This window comes from Pseudomonas sp. LBUM1678 (assembly GCF_059695575.1).
On sequence record NZ_CP166775.1, the window covers coordinates 6,791,439 to 6,811,015 of the forward strand.

The window sequence follows — 19,577 nt, forward strand, 5'->3', positions numbered from 1 at the left end:
CCTACACCAGTGGCTTACGGGCAATGATCACCTGACTTTTCGCCACGACCGCGTCCAGCGCCTGCTTGATCTGCGTGCCACGGGGCGACGCCAGAATAGCCTGCCACGTGTCGGCCCAGTGGTTGAGCAACGGGTGGTCGGGATTGCTGAAGTCGACCTTGGCTTCCCAGAACAGCAGCATCCACATCGACCAGTAAAACCCGTACTGGCTGTGGCTGAGCACTTCCAGGCCGGCGTCGCTGACCATCGCCTTGAACTGCTCTTCGCTGATGATGCGGATGTGGTTGGGCTTCTCGAAATACTCAGGCGCCGCGATGTCTTTTTGCAGGTCTTCGGAACTTGGGTGCGGGACGCTGAGCAGATACAACGCGCCCGGTTTGCCGACACGAACCAATTCAGCGAGGAACTGCGCCGGATCGTCCACGTGTTCGATGACTTCGGTGGACACCACGCGGGTGGCCGTCGCATCGGCAATCGGCAGCGGATTGCAGTCGGTGACGTGGCATTCGACGTCGCGCGCCGGCGTGTCGCTCAGGCGCTGACGGGTGGCTTCGACCTTGGCCGCGTCGATGTCGGCGATGATGACCTTTGCCCCGAGCATGCCGCAGAAATGCACGTTGCCGCCGTCACCGCAGCCCACGTCCAGCAACGTGTCCTGGCGCGGGTCGTTGTCCCATTGCTCATCGGGAATGGAGTCGAATTCCCAGGCCACCGCGCAGATCGTCGGGCACTCAAGGTCATTCGGGGTTTTCTGCGGCGGCATAAAGGACATGAACAGGCTGTCTTCGCCGGCGGCCAGTAATTGGCGATAGAGAGGATCGACCTCGGCGGTGGAGGACAGCACATGCACCCGTCCGAGGCTTTCGAGTACAGGGCAATCGCCTTGAGCACGAAGTAATAACTGTATTCAGGACGACCGAGGCTCTGGCTGATGGAGCTGTCGTTGAAGTCCGAGTAAAGAATGAAATTCATGGCATCCCACGATGAAACCGCCATCCCGGCGGCCTAACTCTATGACGGCAAAGCAACGGAGATCCGGGGTTTGCCGGTCGTCGTCCATCGTCTTCTTGTCCGTCTACATTCTTGTTTTAATGGTCAGTTTCGCGGGGTGTGAATACAGTTCGGCCGGCCCCTGGCTAATCGTGACGAAGGGCATTCTAAACACATCCGTTGAGGATTCATGAACCGCCCGACGAGAATAAATCGGGCTACGCTAACGAGAACTGACCGGTCACGGTTGGACCTGTTGAAATTGCCGCGCAGTTTTCACAGATTGGCTACCAAACAACTACAACAAACGTTTCGCCTGTCTTTCGACCAAGGAATCCACTCGGTCTGTCAGACGTCTCCATATAGCCTGTGGGGAATGGACGAAATGCATGACCAAGGGGCCGCTCTTTGAAAAAGCGTCTATTCGTTACGGGTCTCAGTGGATTCGTAGGACAACACGGGCCGCAAGTGGTCGGCGCTGTATGAAGAACTGCTGGAAGAAAAATCCCTGTCCTACGCCTGATTGCTTTTATGTGGGAGTGAGCCTGCTCGCGATGGCGGCGTGTCAATCGATATCATGTTGAATGACACTCCGCATCGCGAGCAGGCTCACTCCTACAGGGGATTAGCGGTGTGGCGCGGGTTTTGGTACGACGACGTTATCCAGCATCCGGTTTACCGCCAACTCCGCCAGCATGACGATCTGCTGAATAGCCATTGCCGTATGCCGATGCGGCCCTTCCAGATACCCCGCAAAATCACTCGTCATCACACTGGCCTGGGCCAACGATTCGCAGGTATGGGCCAGCAGGTCTTCGTCTTTGATATCCGGCGCGATCATGAACATCGTGCTTGGCTTGCGGGCCACTGGGGATTTGAGGGCGGACGGGTTGAGGTAGTGATCCAACGCGCGCTCGGCGGCTTCGTTGAGTTTTTTGGAATCGATGGATTCGTAGGGGGAAACGTCGTCGGTTTCCGGGGGATTTGGTGTTTCTTTAATCATGGCAAAGACCTTTTGAGCTATGGAAGTGGAGCCGCCATATTTCGTTTTCCAGACTAAAAGGTGGCAGCTGTACGCGGACTGGAAAAACCGAGATAAAAGGTCAAAACCCGGCAGACCCGAAGGTCTCCCACGCACAGCCGCCATAACTCAAACTGAAGCCAAAAAAAGCGCCACAGTATGCCACGAGGGACATGCCTATTATCTTCGGGTTTTCCAGACCCGGTCGCTGATGAGCAGCGACGTCCAAAGCCTATCCCCCCGGCTTCCGACACGACAACCGATAGAACGTGTCGGAATCATCTCCAGGAACGCTCAAGTTTGTAGGACGCTCGCCGTATTTTTCAGGCCAGCATCGGCCCAATGTGGGAGCGAGCCTGCTCGCGATGACTGTTTAACATTCAACATTGAATTTGGCTGACACACCGCCATCGCGAGCAGGCTCGCTCCCACAGGGGATCTCCTGTGCTTTCCGGATTGGTTAAAGGTCCAGCACCAACGGCTGCGAACCCTGCGCCGGCACCGCGCAACAAATCAGCACCTCTCCCGCATCAGGCACCTCCGCCGGGGGCTGTGGATAATTCACCTCCCCGCTGATCAGGCGAGTCTTGCAGGTCCCGCAGGAACCACCGCGGCAGCTGAATTCCGGGCGCAATCCGCGGCTTTCCGCCAGCTCCAGCAAACTGCCACCCTCCGGCTGCCAGCGCGCCTCTTTGGCCGAGCGCTGGAACACCACGGGCACCGAAACGGTGGCGGCCGGTGGTTGCTCGATGACCACGGCGTCCGGGTCCGGTGTGCGACGCAGCGTCGACGGGCCAAAGGTTTCGGCATGAATCCTTGCGTCGCGAATGTCCATGTCCCGCAGGGTGTCGTACAGCGCTTGGGTAAAACTGCCTGGGCCGCAGAGGACAAAATCCACTTGGTCGTAGTCTTCCACCTCAAGAATCGACTTGAGCAGGTCGCCATCAATCCGCCCGGTCAGGTCGAAATCTTCACCCTCGATGGCATCCGGCTCCGGCTGACTGAGCAACCGCAGCACGCGCACCGCGTCACCGAGGCCATCAAGCAAGCGGTCCAGCTCAGGACGAAACGGTTGATCGGCCAAGGTTCGAGAGCTCTGGAAAAACCAGGTCGGGCGGATGCCCCGCGTGCGCAAGCCTTGATAAACCACCTCACGCACCATCGACAGCAGCGGTGTGATGCCGACACCGGCAGCCAACAGCACCAGCGGCCGACGCTCATTGGCCGCCACGGTGAAATGCCCCTGAGGCGCCCGGGCTTCCAGCACATCGCCGACACGGATCTGCTCATGCAAGTGCGAAGACACAAGGCCTTCACGCTTCACACTGATACGGAAAAAGTCGTCGGAAGGCGCGCTCGACAGGCTGTATGTGCGGATATGCACATCGCCCGCAATATTGAATCGCAGGGGCAAATGCTGCCCGGCCTGAAACACCGGCAACCCCGCGTCATCGGCAGGCTCCAGATAGATCGAACGGATGTTGTGGCTTTCCTGTTCGATGCGCGCCACCCGCAGCGGCCGCCAGTGATCGCCCAAGGCCTTGGCTTGCAGGCGTGCGTTCGCCTGGGCCCAGGTGCCGGTCAGCAAACTGGTGGGCGAAACGCCGTCAAAGCGCCAGCGCAAGGCCAGCGCCACCGGCCGACGCACCACGCGCTCCACCTCGAATATCCACAACCGCTCCGCCCCTTGAAAGGCTTCGACCTGCGGGCCTTCGAGGATGACTTGCGTGCGGCCGCTGAGGTGCAGCAGGTCGCCGGTATTGAAATCGATGAACAGCAAACCGGCACGAGGATTGATCAGCAGGTTGCCCAAAGTGTTGAAGAACAGATTGCCGGCGAAGTCCGGGATGGTCAGGCGATTGCCTTCCACCTGGACGAAACCGGCCTGGCCACCCCGATGAGAAACGTCCACCGAGCGTTGGCCATCGACGTCTACATAACTGGCCACAAAGAAGGTATCGGCCCCGGCGATCATCGCTTGGGCTGCGTCATCCAGCGTATTGAGGTGCTGCGCGACACGGGTCGCCGGATCCGCCAAGGGCACCGAGCGAAACTGGCGTAACTGGATGTATTGCGGGCAATTGCCAAACGATTGATCAACCGTCACCCCGAAGCCGCTCGCGGTGACAGCGCCGACTCGGCCATTCATACGGTTGCGACGTCGGGTGTGCAGCTCGATACCGAGCAGACCGATTGCCGAGCCTTCTTGCAATTGCGCAGGGTCGTCGCTGCCGGGCAGGCTGGCGAACTGCAACAGCGTGGGTGCTGGGGAATGAGCAAAACCCGGCGGCCCTTCAAGAACGCTGGCCCAAGGGTTGCCGTCGGCATCCACCGCGCCGTACAGCATGAACGGCAGTTGCTGATAGAACAGACGGTGCTGATCCGGCATCTCGCCGCGAATCACCCTACGACCTAATGTGTCCATTCGCTCGGCCACACCGACGTGAGCCTGCAACTGTTTCTCACCAGCGTGCCAAGGTGAACGGTCCATAACGGCTTCTCCCCTGCGCTCATCGCGCAACAAGAACGGCCCGACTGAGTCGGGCCGTGAACATCAGGCAGTTTTTTGCAAACCGGCGACGGTGCGCGGCATGCCGACAAACCCTGGCAAGGCTTCGATGCGCGCCAGCCAGGCACGGATGTTGGCGTAGTCCTCCAGGGACACGTTACCTTCCGGTGCGTGGGCGATGTAGCTATAGGCGGCGACGTCGGCGATGGTCGGCTCGTTGCCAACAAGGTATTGGCTTGCGGCCAGTTCCTGATCGATCATTTTGAGCCAGGTGTGGGCGTAAGCGATCGTCTCTTCAGCGTTGTAAGACGCGCCAAACACAGTGATCAACCGTGCCCTGCCAGGGCCAAAGGCAATCGGCCCGGCGGCGACCGACAACCAGCGCTGAACCTTGGCCGCACCGACGGGATCGGTTGGCAGCCAGCGACCGTTGCCGTATTTCTGCGCCAGGTAGACCAGGATCGCATTGGAATCGGCCAGCACCACGCCTTGATCATCAATCGCCGGCACCTGACCAAACGGATTGAGCGCCAGGAAGTCCGGTTGCTTATGCGCGCCTTTGGCCAGGTCGACAAAGATCAGCTCGGTTGGCAGTTGCATCAGCGACAGCATCAGCTCCACACGGTGAGCATGGCCGGAGCGAGGGAAGTTGTAGAGTTTGATGGCTTGCATGGTCGACTCCGCTAAGTAGTGGCGCCGTTCAGGAAAGATCAGCGCCGATGGGAGCTATCTTCCGTCATCAACCAAAGCAACAGAATAACCAGCAAACGCAATCCATTATTTCAACCAGCGCAATAATCCATCAGCCGTGCAGCGCCGGGTGCTCACGCAGCGCCTTCACCGCGAAGTCGACAAAACTGCGAACCCGCACCGGGGCCTTGCGCCCTCCCTGGTAGACCACATGAATGGGCAATGGCGGCAGTTCGAAGTCAGCCAGAACGATTTCCAGCTCACCGGAATCCACCTTGCTCGCCACTTGATACGACAAGACTCGGGTCAGTCCCAGGCCCAGGCACGCAGCGGTAATGGCTGCTTGATTGGCCGTGACCACGAGCCGCGGCTCCGGACGAACGCTCAATGGCTCCCCCGCCTCAAGGAACGGCCAGGTTCTCAGTTGGCCAATGGACGAGGTGGCAATAATCGGCGCCCCGTTCAAATCATTTGGGTGCCGAGGCTTGCCGCGCTTCGCCAGAAACGCTGGAGAAGCGCAAATCACCCGCCGCACCTCGCCGACACGAATCGCATGTTGGTTGCTGTCCGGCAACTCACCGATGCGCACCGCTACATCAATGCCCTCCTCAACCATGCTCACCACCCGGTCGACGAGCAGCGCATTGATGGTGACTTCAGGAAACTGATTGAGGTAACCGACCGTGAGCGGCGTGACGAACAACTCACCGAACAACACCGGCGCGGTGATCGTCAGTTGCCCACGGGGCTGGGCGTGGCTGCCGGCCGCCGAATCCTCGGCTTCCTGCACCTCGGCGAGAATCCTCCGACAATCTTCCAGAAAACGCTGCCCCGCCTCGCTCAAATGCACACTGCGGGTCGTGCGGGTGAGCAACTGCGTGCCAATGCGCTTCTCCAGCGCCGCCACCGCCCGGGTGACACTGGCCGCCGACATCCCCAAACGCCGCGCCGCCGCTGAGAAGCCTTGGTCCTGGGCGACGGCGGTGAAGACGTGCATTTCCTGGAATCTGTCCATGGGGCAATGTCCTTCATTCGGAAAAAAAATCGCAACCATAGGCTGCGATTTTTAGTGTTCAGTCAGCTGTGGATAAGTTATTCCACCGTCACCGACTTAGCCAAGTTCCGCGGCTGATCAACGTCCGTGCCTTTCAACACCGCCACGTAGTACGACAGCAACTGCAGCGGGATGGTGTAGAGGATTGGCGACAGGATGTCGTGGATGTGCGGCATTTGGACAACGTGGGTGCCTTCGCCGTTGGTCATGCCGGCTTTTTCGTCGGCGAAGACGATCAGCTCGCCGCCACGGGCGCGGACTTCCTGGAGGTTGGACTTGAGCTTCTCCAGCAGTTCGTTGTTCGGCGCCACGGTGACCACGGGCATGTCGTTATCCACAAGCGCCAATGGGCCGTGCTTCAGTTCGCCTGCCGGATAGGCTTCGGCGTGGATGTAGGAGATTTCCTTGAGTTTCAGGGCCCCTTCCATCGCTACCGGGAATTGCGCGCCACGACCGAGGAACAGGGTGTGGTTCTTCTCGGCGAACAGCTCAGCGATTTTCTCCACGGTGCTGTCCATGGCCAGGGCTTCGCCCAGACGGGTTGGCAGGCGACGCAGTTCTTCAACCAGAGTGGCTTCGATGCCTTCAGCCAACGTGCCGCGAACCTGGCCCAGGGACAGGGTCAGCAACAGCAGGCCGACCAATTGGGTAGTGAACGCTTTGGTCGAGGCCACGCCGATTTCGCGACCGGCCTGGGTCAGCAGGGTCAGGTCGGATTCACGCACCAGCGAGCTGATGCCGACGTTGCAGATCGCCAGGCTGGAGAGGAAGCCCAGTTCCTTGGCGTTGCGCAGGGCGGCCAGGGTGTCGGCGGTTTCGCCGGACTGGGAGATGGTCACGAACAGTGTGTTCGGCTGCACCACGACTTTGCGGTAGCGGAATTCGCTGGCGACTTCGACCTGGCACGGGATACCGGCCAGTTCTTCCAGCCAGTAACGGGCAACCATACCGGCGTGGTAGCTGGTGCCGCAGGCGACGATCTGCACGTTGCGCACTTTGGCGAACAGCTCGGCAGCCTGTGGACCGAAAGCCTGTACCAAGACTCCGTTCGGGCTCAGGCGACCTTCGAGGGTGCGTTGAACCACGGCCGGTTGCTCGTGGATTTCTTTGAGCATGAAGTGGCGGAACTCGCCTTTGTCAGCGGCTTCGGCGCCGTCGCGGTACTGCACGGCTTCACGCTCGACGGCTTGGCCGTCGACGTCCCAGATATGCACGCTGTCGCGGTGAATTTCGGCGATATCGCCTTCTTCCAGGTACATGAAACGGTCGGTGACCTGACGCAGAGCCAACTGATCAGAGGCGAGGAAGTTTTCACCCAGGCCAAGACCAATCACCAACGGGCTGCCACTGCGAGCTGCCACCAGGCGATCCGGCTGATCGGCACTGATAACGGCCAGACCATAAGCGCCGTGCAGCTCTTTAACGGTGGCTTTGAGGGCCACGGTCAGATCGCGCAGATCCTTGAGTTTGTGGTGCAGAAGGTGAGCGATGACCTCGGTGTCGGTGTCCGAAGTGAACACGTAACCCAGTGCTTTCAGCTGTTCACGCAGGGCTTCGTGGTTTTCGATGATGCCGTTGTGCACCACGGCCAGGTCGCCGGAGAAATGCGGGTGCGCGTTGCGCTCGCACGGCGCACCGTGAGTGGCCCAACGGGTGTGGGCGATGCCGAGGCGACCGACCAGCGGTTCGGCTTCAAGGGCGAGTTCAAGCTCGCTGACCTTGCCCGGACGACGCATGCGCTCAAGCTTTTCGTCATTGGTGAAGACCGCCACACCGGCGCTGTCATAGCCTCGGTATTCCAGGCGCTTTAGGCCTTCGAGCAGGATGGCGGTGATATTACGTTCTGCAACTGCGCCGACAATTCCACACATGCTATTTCTCCTGACTGACAGCCGCGCAAATCAAATTGATGCCGCGGGCTTGAATCTGATCGCGTGCCGCAATTGGCAGGCGTTCATCGGTAATAAGGGTATGGACGCTGCTCCAGGGCAGCTCCAGGTTGGGAATCTTGCGGCCGATCTTGTCGGCCTCCACCATCACGATCACTTCACGGGCAACATCAGCCATGACCCGGCTCAGACCCAGCAATTCATTGAAGGTGGTGGTACCGCGAACCAGATCGATGCCATCGGCACCGATGAACAACTGGTCGAAGTCGTAAGAGCGTAGTACCTGCTCGGCGACCTGGCCCTGAAAGGACTCGGAATGCGGGTCCCAGGTGCCACCGGTCATTAACAGCACCGGTTCGTGTTCGAGTTCGCTCAACGCATTGGCAACGTGCAAGGAATTGGTCATTACCACCAGTCCCGGCTGCTGGCCGAGTTCCGGGATCATGGCAGCGGTGGTGCTGCCGCTGTCGATGATGATGCGCGCATGCTCGCGAATTCGCGTAACGGCAGCGCGGGCAATGGCCTGCTTGTATTTGGAGACCGGTTGGCCGATGTCGGCGACCAGCTCCTGAGGCATGGTGATCGCCCCGCCATAACGGCGCAGCAACAGGCCATTACTTTCGAGCGCAGCCAAATCCTTGCGAACCGTAACTTCCGAAGTTTCGAAGCGCTTGGCCAGCTCATCCACACTGACTTCGCCCTGCTCACTAAGCAAAGCAAGGATATTGTGACGGCGTTGAGGTGTATTGCGTTTCGACATGATTGGGTAAGTTTCGATTCGAAAGATAACGGAAGCAATCAAAACCTATCGGCGAAACTTCGTCAAGCGGGTGTAAGAAAAAATATCTGTGGATAAACGCATCGCGGGCAAGCCGGCTCCCACAAGGTCTTGCGAAATCCTTGTGGGAGCGGGCGTGCCCGCAATGACGATCAATCAGGCTGTGTATAACTCAAACCTGGAGACGCTATGTGGATAACTCAGATCTTCTTGATCTTCACCGGCCGTATCCAGCCATCGATATTCTTCTGACGCGCGCGACCCACCGCCAACTGCGCGTTATCCACATTCTGCGTAATGGTCGAACCGGCCGCCGTCGTCGCACCGGAAGAGATATCCACAGGCGCCACCAACGAGTTGTTGGAACCGATGAACACATCTTCACCCAACACGGTTTTCCATTTGTTGGCACCGTCGTAATTGCAGGTGATGGTGCCCGCGCCAATGTTGGTGCGCGCGCCGACCTCGGCATCACCCAGGTACGTCAGGTGACCGGCCTTGGCGCCTTCGCCCAGGTGAGCGTTTTTCAGCTCGACGAAGTTACCCACATGCGCGCGCGCCTCAAGCACCGTGCCTGGACGCAGGCGTGCGAATGGACCGGCATCGCTGCCTTCGCCCAGGATCGCGCCTTCGATATGGCTGTTGGCCTTGATCACCACGCCTTTGCGCAGGGTGCTGTCCTTGATCACACAGTTCGGGCCGATCACCACGTCATCTTCAATGACGACCTTGCCTTCGAGGATCACGTTGATATCGATCAGCACGTCGCGGCCGACGGTGACTTCACCGCGCACGTCGAAACGTGCCGGGTCACGCAGGGTCACGCCTTGAGCCATCAAACGGCGACCGGCGCGCAACTGATAATGACGTTCGAGTTCGGCGAGCTGCTTGCGATCATTGGCGCCCTGCACTTCCATGGCGTCATGGGGTTGCTCGGTGGCCACCACCAGACCATCGCTGACCGCCATCGCGATCACGTCAGTCAGGTAGTACTCGCCCTGGGCATTGTTGTTGGAGAGACGGCTCATCCAGCCGCCCAGTTGCGCGAAAGGCAGCGCCAGGATGCCGGTGTTACCTTCAGTGATTGCGCGCTCGGTTTCGTTGGCGTCTTTCTGCTCGACGATCGCCGTAACCTTGCCGGTGGCATCGCGGACGATGCGGCCGTAGCCGGTCGGGTCGTCCAGCTCAACAGTAAGCAAGCCCAATTGCTGCGCAGCGACTTTCTTGAGCAAACGTTGCAGGGTTTCGACTTCAATCAACGGAACGTCACCGTACAGGATCAGTACGGTGTCGGACTCGATGAACGGCACGGCCTGAGCCACCGCATGACCGGTACCCAGCTGTTGGTCCTGCAGGACGAAATTCAGATCGTCCGCCGCCAGACGCTCGCGCACCGCTTCGGCGCCATGGCCAATCACCACGTGGATGCGCTGTGGATCAAGTTGCCGGGCGCTGTGGATAACATGGCCAAGCATCGAGTTGCCGGCAATCGGGTGCAGGACTTTCGGCAACGCCGAACGCATGCGAGTGCCTTGGCCGGCAGCGAGGATAACGATTTCAAGAGACATGACTGGCTACCAATCCTGGGTGGTCAGCGGCTGCGACCAGGTTATGAAAGTCGGAAAAGAAAAAAGGGTAGCCGAGGCTACCCTTTTTAATCAATCGCGCAACAAGTGATGGCCTGTTAGTGGCCGAACTTCTTGCGGATCTGCTGGACGGTGCGCAGCTGAGCTGTCGCCTCGGCCAGACGTGCAGCAGCAGAACCGTAATCGAACTCGGCGCCACGTTCATGCAAGGCTTTCTCGGCAGCCTTGACGGCTTGCTGAGCAGAAGCTTCATCCAGGTCGGCAGCACGTTGCACGGTGTCGGCAAGAACCTTGACCATGTTCGGCTGAACCTCGAGGAAACCACCGGAGATGTAATACACCTCCTCTTCCCCGCCCTGCTTGACCAGGCGGATCGGGCCAGGCTTGAGATTAGTGATCAGCGGCGCGTGGCCCAGGGCGATACCAAGATCACCCAGTGCACCGTGCGCAATCACCATCTCGACCAGGCCGGAGAAGATTTCCCCTTCCGCGCTGACGATATCGCAATGGACTGTCATAGCCATCTGATTGCCTCAACCTAAATTAGCGCCCGTTGCCGGGCGCCGGGATTACAGTTTCTTGGCTTTCTCGATCGCTTCTTCGATGCCGCCGACCATGTAGAACGCTTGTTCTGGCAGGTGGTCGTAGTCACCGTTGAGGATGCCTTTGAAGCCAGCAATGGTGTCTTTCAGGGAAACGTATTTACCCGATGCACCGGTGAAGACTTCAGCCACGAAGAACGGCTGCGACAAGAAACGCTGGATCTTACGAGCACGGTTTACCAACTGCTTGTCGGCTTCCGACAGCTCGTCCATACCCAGGATCGCAATGATGTCCTTCAGTTCTTTGTAACGTTGCAGAACATACTGTACGCCGCGAGCGGTGTCGTAGTGGTCCTGGCCGATTACGTTCGGGTCCAGCTGGCGCGAAGTCGAGTCGAGTGGATCGACCGCTGGGTAGATACCCAGGGAAGCGATGTCACGGGACAGAACGACGGTGGCGTCCAAGTGGGCGAAGGTGGTCGCTGGCGACGGGTCAGTCAAGTCATCCGCAGGTACGTATACCGCTTGGATCGAGGTGATCGAACCGTTTTTGGTCGAAGTGATACGCTCTTGCAGAGTACCCATCTCTTCGGCCAGGGTCGGCTGGTAACCTACTGCGGAAGGCATACGGCCCAGCAGTGCGGATACTTCAGTACCGGCCAGGGTGTAACGATAGATGTTGTCGACGAACAGCAGAACGTCGTTACCTTCGTCACGGAACTTCTCGGCCATGGTCAGGCCGGTCAGTGCTACGCGCAGACGGTTACCCGGCGGCTCGTTCATCTGACCGTAAACCAGTGCCACTTTGTCCAGAACGTTGGAATCCTTCATCTCGTGGTAGAAGTCGTTACCCTCACGAGTACGCTCACCCACACCGGCGAACACGGAATAACCGCTGTGCTCGATGGCGATGTTACGGATCAGTTCCATCATGTTTACGGTTTTGCCTACACCGGCACCACCGAACAGACCGACTTTACCGCCCTTGGCGAACGGGCAAACCAGGTCGATAACCTTGATGCCGGTTTCCAGCAGGTCGTTGCCGCCCGCTTGTTCAGCGAAGGTTGGCGCAGGACGGTGAATGCCCCAGCGCTCTTCGGTGTCGATCGGGCCAGCTTCGTCGATCGGGTTACCCAGTACGTCCATGATCCGGCCCAGAGTCGCTTTACCGACCGGTACGGAGATGGCAGCGCCAGAGTCGGTGACTTCCAGACCGCGCTTCAAGCCTTCGGTGGAACCCATCGCAATGGTACGAACCACGCCGTCGCCCAGCTGTTGCTGAACTTCGAGGGTGGTTTCAGCCGCGCTCACTACTTTCAGCGCGTTGTAGATGCTCGGTACGCTGTCGCGTGGAAATTCCACGTCGATAACGGCGCCGATGATTTGAACGATACGTCCGCTACTCATAGCTGGATCCTCTGAATATTTGAACCGTTAAACCGCGGCAGCGCCGCCGACGATTTCCGAGATCTCTTGGGTGATCGCAGCCTGACGCGCCTTGTTGTAGACCAGCTGCAAATCGCTGATCAAATCACCGGCGTTGTCGGTAGCGTTCTTCATCGCGATCATCCGCGCAGCTTGTTCAGCTGCGTTGTTCTCGACCACCGCCTGGTAGACCTGCGACTCCACGTAACGGACCATCAAGCCGTCAAGCAGCTCTTTGGCGTCCGGTTCGTACAGATAATCCCAGTGGTGCTTGAGTTCCTGATCCGGGGTTGCCACCAGTGGAATCAACTGCTCCACGGTAGGCGATTGCGTCATGGTGTTGACGAACTTGTTGGACACCACGGACAGGCGATCAATACGGCCGTCCAGGTAGGCATCCAGCATCACCTTGACGCTGCCGATCAGGTCATTGATCGACGGCTCTTCACCCAGGTGGCTGATAGCTGCAACGACGTTACCGCCGAAGTTGCGGAAGAAAGCCGCACCCTTGCTACCAACAACACACAGATCGATCTCGACGCCGTTTTCGCGGTTTACCGCCATGTCCTTGACCAGGGCCTTGAACAGGTTGGTGTTCAAGCCACCACACAGACCACGGTCACTGCTCACCACGACGTAACCGACGCGCTTGATTTCACGCTCGATCATGAACGGGTGGCGATATTCCGGGTTGGCGTTGGCCAGATGGCCAATAACCTGGCGGATGCGCTCCGCATAAGGACGGCTAGCCGACATGCGCATTTGTGCCTTGCGCATTTTGCTGACCGCCACTTTTTCCATGGCGCTGGTAATCTTTTGCGTGCTTTTGATGCTCGCAATCTTACTGCGAATCTCTTTTGCGCCTGCCATGTAACACCTATCAGGTTAGCAAGCGGGAGCCTTGCGGCTCCCGCTGCGGCTTACCAGGTTTGGGTGGCCTTGAACTTCTCGATACCGGCTTTCATGCCAGCGTCGATTTCGTCATTGAAGTCACCCTTCACGTTGATCTTCGCCATCAAATCGGCGTGATCGCGGTTGAAGAAAGCAATCAGCGCTTGTTCAAAGCTGCCGATCTTGGCGATTTCGACGTCAGTCAGGAACCCACGCTCAGCGGCATACAGCGACAGCGCCATGTCAGCGATCGACATTGGTGCGTATTGCTTCTGCTTCATCAGCTCGGTAACGCGCTGACCATGCTCAAGTTGCTTACGGGTCGCTTCGTCCAGGTCAGAAGCGAACTGGGCGAATGCCGCCAGTTCACGGTACTGAGCCAGAGCGGTACGGATACCACCGGAGAGCTTCTTGATGATCTTGGTCTGAGCGGCACCACCCACACGGGATACCGAAACACCGGCGTTCACAGCAGGACGAATCCCGGAGTTGAACATGGCCGATTCCAGGAAGATCTGACCGTCGGTGATGGAAATCACGTTGGTCGGAACGAACGCGGAAACGTCGCCAGCCTGGGTTTCGATGATCGGCAGTGCGGTCAGGGAACCGGTTTTGCCGGTCACTGCGCCGTTGGTGAACTTCTCTACGTATTCTTCCGAAACGCGGGATGCGCGCTCCAGCAGACGGGAGTGGAGATAGAACACGTCGCCTGGGTAAGCTTCACGGCCTGGTGGACGGCGCAGCAGCAGGGAAATCTGGCGGTAAGCCACTGCTTGCTTGGACAGATCGTCATAAACGATCAGCGCGTCTTCACCGCGGTCGCGGAAGAATTCACCCATGGTGCAACCGGAGTACGGTGCCAGGAATTGCAGTGCTGCAGATTCCGAAGCGCTCGCAGCCACGACGATGGTGTTAGCCAGTGCGCCGTTTTCTTCCAGCTTGCGAACCACGTTGGCGATGGTCGATTGTTTCTGACCGATTGCTACGTAGACGCAGAAAATGCCGCTGTCTTTCTGGTTGATGATCGCGTCGATCGCCAGAGCGGTTTTACCGATCTGACGGTCACCGATGATCAGCTCACGCTGGCCACGGCCGACAGGGATCATGGCATCGACAGCCTTGTAGCCAGTCTGTACAGGCTGGTCTACCGACTTACGCCAGATCACGCCTGGAGCAACTTTCTCGACCGCATCGGTCTCGGTGTTGTTCAGCGGACCTTTGCCATCAACTGGGTTACCCAGTGCGTCGACTACGCGACCCAGCAGTTCCTTACCAACCGGAACTTCGAGGATGCGGCCGGTGCACTTGGCGCTCATGCCTTCAGCCAGAGACTGGTAGGAGCCCAATACAACGGCACCTACGGAGTCTTGCTCCAGGTTGAGAGCCATACCGAAGACGCCGCCCGGAAACTCGATCATCTCGCCGTACATGACGTCGGCCAGACCGTGAATCCGCACGATACCGTCAGATACGCTGACGACAGTGCCTTCGTTACGGGCTTGGGAGGTCACATCGAGCTTGTCGATGCGGCCCTTGATAATTTCACTTATTTCGGAAGGATTGAGTTGCTGCATTGCTCTGCTGCCCCTTCAAACTCAAGATTTCAATGCTTCGGCAAGGCTCGCGAGTTTGCCGCGAACCGAGCCATCGATAACCAGGTCGCCGGCGCGGATGACAATGCCCCCAATAAGGGATTTGTCTTCCTCGACTTGCAGGCGCACTTCCCGGTTGAGTCGTGCACTGAGAACCTTGGCGAGTTTGTCTTGCTGTTCTTGGTTCAATGCAAAAGCACTGGTCACTTCAACGTCTACCGACTTCTCTTGTTCGGCCTTGTACAGGTCAAACAGAGCGGCGATCTCCGGCAAAAGCGGGAGACGGTCGTTTTCGGCAACGACGTGGATGAAATTCTGTGCCTTGACATCAAACTTGTCGCCGCACACGTCAATAAACGTGGCGGCCTTGTCTGCGCTCGTCAGTCGCGGGGCCTTGAGCACGCGCTGCATAGTGTCGTCTTGCGACACTGCTGCAGCCAGGCCGAGCATGGCTGACCAAGAGGCCAGTTGCTGGTGGGCCTGGGCGTGCTCGAAGGCTGCCTTAGCGTAAGGTCGGGCCAACGTGGTCAATTCTGCCATGATCGCCCTCGCTTAAATTTCAGCAGCCAGTTTGTTTACCAGCTCCGCGTGCGCGTTTTGATCGATTGTGGAACCCAGGATCTTCTCGGCGCCAGAGACTGCCAGGCTACCCAGTTGGGTACGCAGCGCGTCTTTGACACTGTTCAGTTCCTGCTCGATCTCGGCCTGAGCCTGAACCTTCACACGGTCAGCGTCGATACGGGCTTTTTCAACAGCCTCTTCAACGATCTGGTTACCGCGTTTCTTGGCTTGCTCAATGATTTCGGCTGCCTGAGCCTTAGCTTCGCGCAGTTGCTGACCCGCTTTATCTTGGGCCAGCTCCAGGTCGCGAGCTGCTCGGGCGGCAGCGTCCAGTCCATCCGCGATCTTCTTCTGACGTTCGTGCAAAGCCGCGATGACCGGAGGCCACACGAACTTCATGCAAAACAGTACAAAAATGAAGAACGCAACGGACTGGCCAATCAGGGTTGCATTAATGTTCACGCCAACACCTCGCTCGTTCGTTGCACATCACACCAATTACTCGAAGGTTCGAGTAATTAGCCAGCGAGTTGACCAACGAATGGGTTCGCGAAAGTGAAGAACAGAGCGATACCAACACCGATCATGGTTACGGCGTCGAGCAGACCGGCAACGATGAACATTTTAACTTGCAGCATTGGAACCATTTCTGGCTGACGCGCTGCGCCTTCCAGGAACTTGCCACCCAACAGGCCGAAACCAATTGCGGTACCCAGTGCGCCCAGGCCGATCAACAGTGCAACAGCGATAGCGGTTAGACCAACTACAGTTTCCATCTTTCCTCCCGACTTTTACGTCGTATGGTTTAGGTTTTTTAGATTTTAAAGCGGTAAAACAAATCGTTTCATAGCCCTGTTCGGGCACCCACTCGTTTGACCGAGTGGGACATCAGACTAGTCGAGACTGGTCTTAATGGTTCTCTTCGTGCGCCATCGACAAGTAAACGATGGTCAGCATCATGAAGATAAACGCCTGCAGGGTGATGATCAGGATGTGGAACACAGCCCACGCCCACTGCAGAACTACGCCCAGGCCGCTAAGCCAGAGCAGACCGCTGCCGAACATCACAGCAATCAGAATGAAGACCAGCTCGCCGGCGTACATGTTGCCGAACAGACGCAGTGCCAGGGAGATAGGCTTGGCGATCAGCGTCACGAACTCCAGCAGGAAGTTCACCGGAATCAGCAGGGCTTGAAGAAAGATATTCTTGCTGCCGAACGGGTGCAGGGTCAGTTCGCCGATGAAGCCGCCGATGCCCTTGACCTTGATGCTGTAGAAAATGATCAACGCGAACACCGACAGGGCCATGCCCAGGGTAGCGTTCGGGTCTGTGGTCGATACGGCACGGAACGGAATGTGCGCATCACCAGTGATCAGGATGGCCAGCTGAGGAATCCAGTCGACCGGGATCAGGTCGACGGCGTTCATCAGGAAGACCCAGACGAAGATGGTCAGTGCCAACGGTGCAATCACCGGGCTACGGCCATGGAAGCTGTCTTTCACGCTGCCATCGACGAATTCGACCAATACTTCAACGAAGTTCTGCAAAGCACCAGGCTGACCGGAAGTCGCCTTCTTTGCCGCCATGCGGAAAAGAAGAACGAAAATCAGACCCAACGCGACCGACCAGCCGAGGGTATCGACGTGGAAAGCCCAGAAGCCCATTTCTTTGGCTTCTGCTGCGGTGTGGGCAAAACCCCACCCGCCAGTTGGGTGCTGACCGAAGGTCAGGTTCTGCAAGTGGTGCTGGATATAGCCCGAAGCGGTTGTCTCTGCCATGGTTGCCTCAAACGCCCTAAGGTCTCGAAAGTCTTGTTCTCATCAGCAGGGGCGCGAACCAGCTGACCAGTTGGGTCAACACGAAGACGCCGAATACAGCTAGCGGCGCCAATGGCTTCACACCTGCGAACGTCAATGCAAAGAGCACTGCCGTCAAAATCAGTTTGCCCGCCTCACCGGCATAAAAAGACCGGACGATGGCTTGAGCTGCTCGGGCGCCGGAAAACCGAAATGCCCTGTGAGCGAAATAAACATTGGGCAGCAAGGCTATCAGGCCTCCGCAAAGTCCCGAGTACCCGGCTACGACTCCATGCCAGTACCAAAGCGCCAAAGCGGCCAGTACCGAAACGACAAATTGAGCCAGTAATACCGGAAAAACTGCCAGGCGATGGAACGGCAAGCGGTTTGGCGTGCGGCTCTCCATCGTTTTTGCTCCCCAATGATCGGCTGCCAGAATTCAATAACTTGGCATAATTTGTGCCGACAAAATGCGCGCAGAGTATAGGGGCGGTTCTGCCCCTATTCAACTGTCAGGTAGTGATTTCCGACTGCACGCTACATGAGGAAATGTTTCAGCGAATGTGCGCGAGCACACCTTGAAGCTCATCGAGGGAGTTGTAACCAATTACCAACTGCCCTTTCCCCTTCTTTCCGTGGCGGATCTGCACCGCAGAGCCTAGGCGTTCAGCCAGGCGCTGCTCGAGTCGGGCGATATCCGGGTCCGGTTTAACCGGTTCAGCAGGCTCCTGTTTGCCACTCAACCACTGGCGAACCAGTGCCTCAGTCTGGCGCACCGTCAGCCCCCGTGCGACAACATGTCGCGCCCCTTCAACCTGTTGATTCTCCGGTAAACCGAGCAAAGCACGGGCATGACCCATTTCCAGGTCACCGTGCGACAGCATGGTTTTGATAACTTCCGGTAACGCGATCAAGCGTAGCAGGTTGGCCACGGTCACGCGGGATTTGCCCACGGCTTCGGCCACTTGTTGCTGAGTCAGCTGGAATTCCTGCTGCAAACGCTGCAAGGCTACGGCTTCTTCGATCGGATTGAGGTCTTCGCGCTGGATGTTCTCGATCAGCGCCATGGCGATCGCGGTTTCATCCGGCACATCGCGAACCATCGCCGGGATGGTTTCCTGGCCAGCCTGCTGGCTGGCACGCCAGCGACGTTCACCGGCGATGATTTCGAAGCGACCGCTGCCGATCGGACGAACCACGATCGGCTGCATCACACCCTGGGCCTTGATCGACTGCGCCAGCTCTTCCAGCGCCTGTGGGTCCATGTCCCGACGCGGCTGGTACTTGCCGCGCTGGATCAGATCCAGGGGCAGGTGCTGCAGCTCACGCTGATCGGCCTGCACCGCTTGTTCTTCCAGCGAGCTGACAGTCGGACCACTCAGCAGTGCATCCAGTCCACGTCCGAGACCTCGTTTCTTGACGGCCATGGGGATTCCTTAAGTTGCCTGAGCGGCGGCGGTGCGTGAGTTTTTGCGTTGACGGCGAACCATCTCGCCCGCCAATGCCAGATAGGCAATGGCGCCCCGTGATGTCTTGTCGTACGCCAGCGCCGGCATGCCGTAGCTCGGCGCTTCGGCCAGGCGGATGTTGCGCGGGATGACGGTGTCGTACAGCTGCTCGCCGAAGTGTTCCTTGAGCTGCGCCGATACGTCGTTCATCAGGCTCAGGCGCGGGTCATACATGGTCCGCAACAGGCCTTCGACTTTCAGGTTCGGGTTGAGCAATTCAGCGATGCGCTTGATGTTATCCACAAGGTCGCTCAAACCTTCGAGCGCGAAGTACTCGCACTGCATGGGGATAATCACCCCGTCAGCCGCAACCAATGCGTTCAATGTGAGCATCGACAGCGACGGCGGGCAGTCGATCAAAATGTAATCGTAGTTTTCGCGGATCGGCGCCAGCGCACTGCGCAGACGGCTTTCCTTCATCTGCATTTCCAGCAGAACCACTTCAGCGGCGGTCAGGTCGCGGTTGGCCGGCAACAGCTGGTAACCACCGTGCTCGGAGTAGTGCATGGCCTGGGCCAGGTCGCACTCGCCAATCAGCAAGTCGTAGACCGAGTTTTCCAGCCCGTGCTTATCCACACCGCTACCCATGGTGGCGTTGCCCTGTGGATCGAGATCGATCAACAGCACCCGGCGCTTGGTAGCGACCAGGGAAGCTGCGAGGTTGATGCAGGTGGTGGTTTTACCCACACCACCTTTCTGGTTCGCTATCGCGAATACCTTAGCCATTCTTGCTTGTGTTCCCAA

18 protein-coding genes and 2 pseudogenes are annotated in these 19,577 nt (G+C 58.3%); all 20 read right to left on the reverse strand.

Translation table 11 applies throughout. From position 1 onward, the window contains the following. Position 1 precedes the first annotated feature (1 nt). Positions 2 to 655 (reverse strand): annotated as a pseudogene (locus tag ACA070_RS30960) (class I SAM-dependent methyltransferase); the annotation flags it as partial. Next, positions 653 to 996: pseudogene (locus tag ACA070_RS30965) on the reverse strand (glycosyltransferase family 1 protein); the annotation flags it as partial. The pseudogenes ACA070_RS30960 and ACA070_RS30965, both read right to left, overlap by 3 nt. Positions 997 to 1,615: 619 nt before the next feature. Then, the gene (locus tag ACA070_RS30970; protein WP_497449551.1) at positions 1,616 to 1,993 is read right to left on the reverse strand and encodes a DUF6124 family protein; all 378 of its coding nucleotides are present in this window, start codon (positions 1,991 to 1,993) and stop codon (positions 1,616 to 1,618) included. Between the two features lie 478 nt (positions 1,994 to 2,471). Then, entirely contained in the window at positions 2,472 to 4,502 is a 2,031-nt protein-coding gene (locus ACA070_RS30975; protein ID WP_497449552.1) for a pyridoxamine 5'-phosphate oxidase family protein, read from the reverse strand. A 63-nt stretch (positions 4,503 to 4,565) separates the two neighbouring features. After that, positions 4,566 to 5,192, reverse strand: coding sequence for a glutathione S-transferase family protein (locus ACA070_RS30980; RefSeq protein ID WP_497449553.1), 627 nt, complete (start codon positions 5,190 to 5,192; stop codon positions 4,566 to 4,568). 130 nt (positions 5,193 to 5,322) lie between these two features. Next, entirely contained in the window at positions 5,323 to 6,225 is a 903-nt protein-coding gene (locus ACA070_RS30985; RefSeq protein WP_497449554.1) for a LysR family transcriptional regulator, read from the reverse strand. A 77-nt stretch (positions 6,226 to 6,302) separates the two neighbouring features. Next, positions 6,303 to 8,135, reverse strand: coding sequence for a glutamine--fructose-6-phosphate transaminase (isomerizing) (gene glmS, locus ACA070_RS30990; RefSeq protein WP_497449555.1), 1,833 nt, complete (start codon positions 8,133 to 8,135; stop codon positions 6,303 to 6,305). A gap of 1 nt (position 8,136) precedes the next feature. After that, the gene (locus ACA070_RS30995) at positions 8,137 to 8,916 is read right to left on the reverse strand and encodes a DeoR/GlpR family DNA-binding transcription regulator (protein ID WP_497452045.1); all 780 of its coding nucleotides are present in this window, start codon (positions 8,914 to 8,916) and stop codon (positions 8,137 to 8,139) included. Between the two features lie 215 nt (positions 8,917 to 9,131). Further along, positions 9,132 to 10,499: a bifunctional UDP-N-acetylglucosamine diphosphorylase/glucosamine-1-phosphate N-acetyltransferase GlmU gene (glmU, locus tag ACA070_RS31000; protein WP_497449556.1), complete on the reverse strand. Its 1,368-nt coding sequence runs from the start codon at positions 10,497 to 10,499 to the stop codon at positions 9,132 to 9,134. Between the two features lie 116 nt (positions 10,500 to 10,615). After that, complete coding sequence (locus ACA070_RS31005; protein ID WP_121732612.1) at positions 10,616 to 11,041, reverse strand: F0F1 ATP synthase subunit epsilon; 426 nt, start codon at positions 11,039 to 11,041, stop codon at positions 10,616 to 10,618. Between the two features lie 45 nt (positions 11,042 to 11,086). Beyond that, on the reverse strand, positions 11,087 to 12,466 hold the full coding sequence (atpD, locus tag ACA070_RS31010; protein ID WP_008155715.1) for a F0F1 ATP synthase subunit beta: 1,380 nt from the start codon (positions 12,464 to 12,466) through the stop codon (positions 11,087 to 11,089). A 27-nt stretch (positions 12,467 to 12,493) separates the two neighbouring features. After that, positions 12,494 to 13,354 carry a F0F1 ATP synthase subunit gamma gene (atpG, locus tag ACA070_RS31015; protein ID WP_497449557.1) on the reverse strand — a complete coding sequence of 287 codons (861 nt, stop codon included), beginning with the start codon at positions 13,352 to 13,354 and terminating at the stop codon, positions 12,494 to 12,496. Between the two features lie 50 nt (positions 13,355 to 13,404). Continuing rightward, the gene (gene atpA / locus ACA070_RS31020; protein ID WP_008007884.1) at positions 13,405 to 14,949 is read right to left on the reverse strand and encodes a F0F1 ATP synthase subunit alpha; all 1,545 of its coding nucleotides are present in this window, start codon (positions 14,947 to 14,949) and stop codon (positions 13,405 to 13,407) included. 21 nt (positions 14,950 to 14,970) lie between these two features. Then, positions 14,971 to 15,507 (reverse strand): F0F1 ATP synthase subunit delta, encoded by a 537-nt coding sequence (locus ACA070_RS31025; protein WP_109786862.1) that lies wholly within the window; start codon positions 15,505 to 15,507, stop codon positions 14,971 to 14,973. Positions 15,508 to 15,519: 12 nt separating this feature from the next. Then, positions 15,520 to 15,990 (reverse strand): F0F1 ATP synthase subunit B, encoded by a 471-nt coding sequence (locus ACA070_RS31030; RefSeq protein WP_131059033.1) that lies wholly within the window; start codon positions 15,988 to 15,990, stop codon positions 15,520 to 15,522. Between the two features lie 56 nt (positions 15,991 to 16,046). Next, on the reverse strand, positions 16,047 to 16,304 hold the full coding sequence (gene atpE, locus ACA070_RS31035; RefSeq protein WP_002555987.1) for a F0F1 ATP synthase subunit C: 258 nt from the start codon (positions 16,302 to 16,304) through the stop codon (positions 16,047 to 16,049). Between the two features lie 133 nt (positions 16,305 to 16,437). Continuing rightward, on the reverse strand, positions 16,438 to 17,307 hold the full coding sequence (gene atpB / locus ACA070_RS31040; RefSeq protein ID WP_162437614.1) for a F0F1 ATP synthase subunit A: 870 nt from the start codon (positions 17,305 to 17,307) through the stop codon (positions 16,438 to 16,440). Between the two features lie 16 nt (positions 17,308 to 17,323). Further along, entirely contained in the window at positions 17,324 to 17,731 is a 408-nt protein-coding gene (locus tag ACA070_RS31045) for a F0F1 ATP synthase subunit I (RefSeq protein WP_497449558.1), read from the reverse strand. Positions 17,732 to 17,879: 148 nt separating this feature from the next. Next, entirely contained in the window at positions 17,880 to 18,752 is an 873-nt protein-coding gene (locus ACA070_RS31050) for a ParB/RepB/Spo0J family partition protein (RefSeq protein WP_008027541.1), read from the reverse strand. Between the two features lie 9 nt (positions 18,753 to 18,761). Continuing rightward, the gene (locus ACA070_RS31055) at positions 18,762 to 19,559 is read right to left on the reverse strand and encodes a ParA family protein (protein WP_027926208.1); all 798 of its coding nucleotides are present in this window, start codon (positions 19,557 to 19,559) and stop codon (positions 18,762 to 18,764) included. Positions 19,560 to 19,577 lie beyond the last annotated feature (18 nt).

Coding starts and splice junctions, on each gene's coding strand:
- ACA070_RS30970 (WP_497449551.1), bottom strand. CDS start 1,993: ATGATTAAAGAAACACCAAATCCCCCGGAAACCGACGACGTTTCCCCC.
- ACA070_RS30975 (WP_497449552.1), bottom strand. CDS start 4,502: ATGGACCGTTCACCTTGGCACGCTGGTGAGAAACAGTTGCAGGCTCAC.
- ACA070_RS30980 (WP_497449553.1), bottom strand. CDS start 5,192: ATGCAAGCCATCAAACTCTACAACTTCCCTCGCTCCGGCCATGCTCAC.
- ACA070_RS30985 (WP_497449554.1), bottom strand. CDS start 6,225: ATGGACAGATTCCAGGAAATGCACGTCTTCACCGCCGTCGCCCAGGAC.
- glmS (WP_497449555.1), bottom strand. CDS start 8,135: ATGTGTGGAATTGTCGGCGCAGTTGCAGAACGTAATATCACCGCCATC.
- glmU (WP_497449556.1), bottom strand. CDS start 10,499: ATGTCTCTTGAAATCGTTATCCTCGCTGCCGGCCAAGGCACTCGCATG.
- ACA070_RS31005 (WP_121732612.1), bottom strand. CDS start 11,041: ATGGCTATGACAGTCCATTGCGATATCGTCAGCGCGGAAGGGGAAATC.
- atpD (WP_008155715.1), bottom strand. CDS start 12,466: ATGAGTAGCGGACGTATCGTTCAAATCATCGGCGCCGTTATCGACGTG.
- atpG (WP_497449557.1), bottom strand. CDS start 13,354: ATGGCAGGCGCAAAAGAGATTCGCAGTAAGATTGCGAGCATCAAAAGC.
- atpA (WP_008007884.1), bottom strand. CDS start 14,949: ATGCAGCAACTCAATCCTTCCGAAATAAGTGAAATTATCAAGGGCCGC.
- ACA070_RS31025 (WP_109786862.1), bottom strand. CDS start 15,507: ATGGCAGAATTGACCACGTTGGCCCGACCTTACGCTAAGGCAGCCTTC.
- atpE (WP_002555987.1), bottom strand. CDS start 16,304: ATGGAAACTGTAGTTGGTCTAACCGCTATCGCTGTTGCACTGTTGATC.
- atpB (WP_162437614.1), bottom strand. CDS start 17,307: ATGGCAGAGACAACCGCTTCGGGCTATATCCAGCACCACTTGCAGAAC.
- ACA070_RS31045 (WP_497449558.1), bottom strand. CDS start 17,731: ATGGAGAGCCGCACGCCAAACCGCTTGCCGTTCCATCGCCTGGCAGTT.
- ACA070_RS31050 (WP_008027541.1), bottom strand. CDS start 18,752: ATGGCCGTCAAGAAACGAGGTCTCGGACGTGGACTGGATGCACTGCTG.
- ACA070_RS31055 (WP_027926208.1), bottom strand. CDS start 19,559: ATGGCTAAGGTATTCGCGATAGCGAACCAGAAAGGTGGTGTGGGTAAA.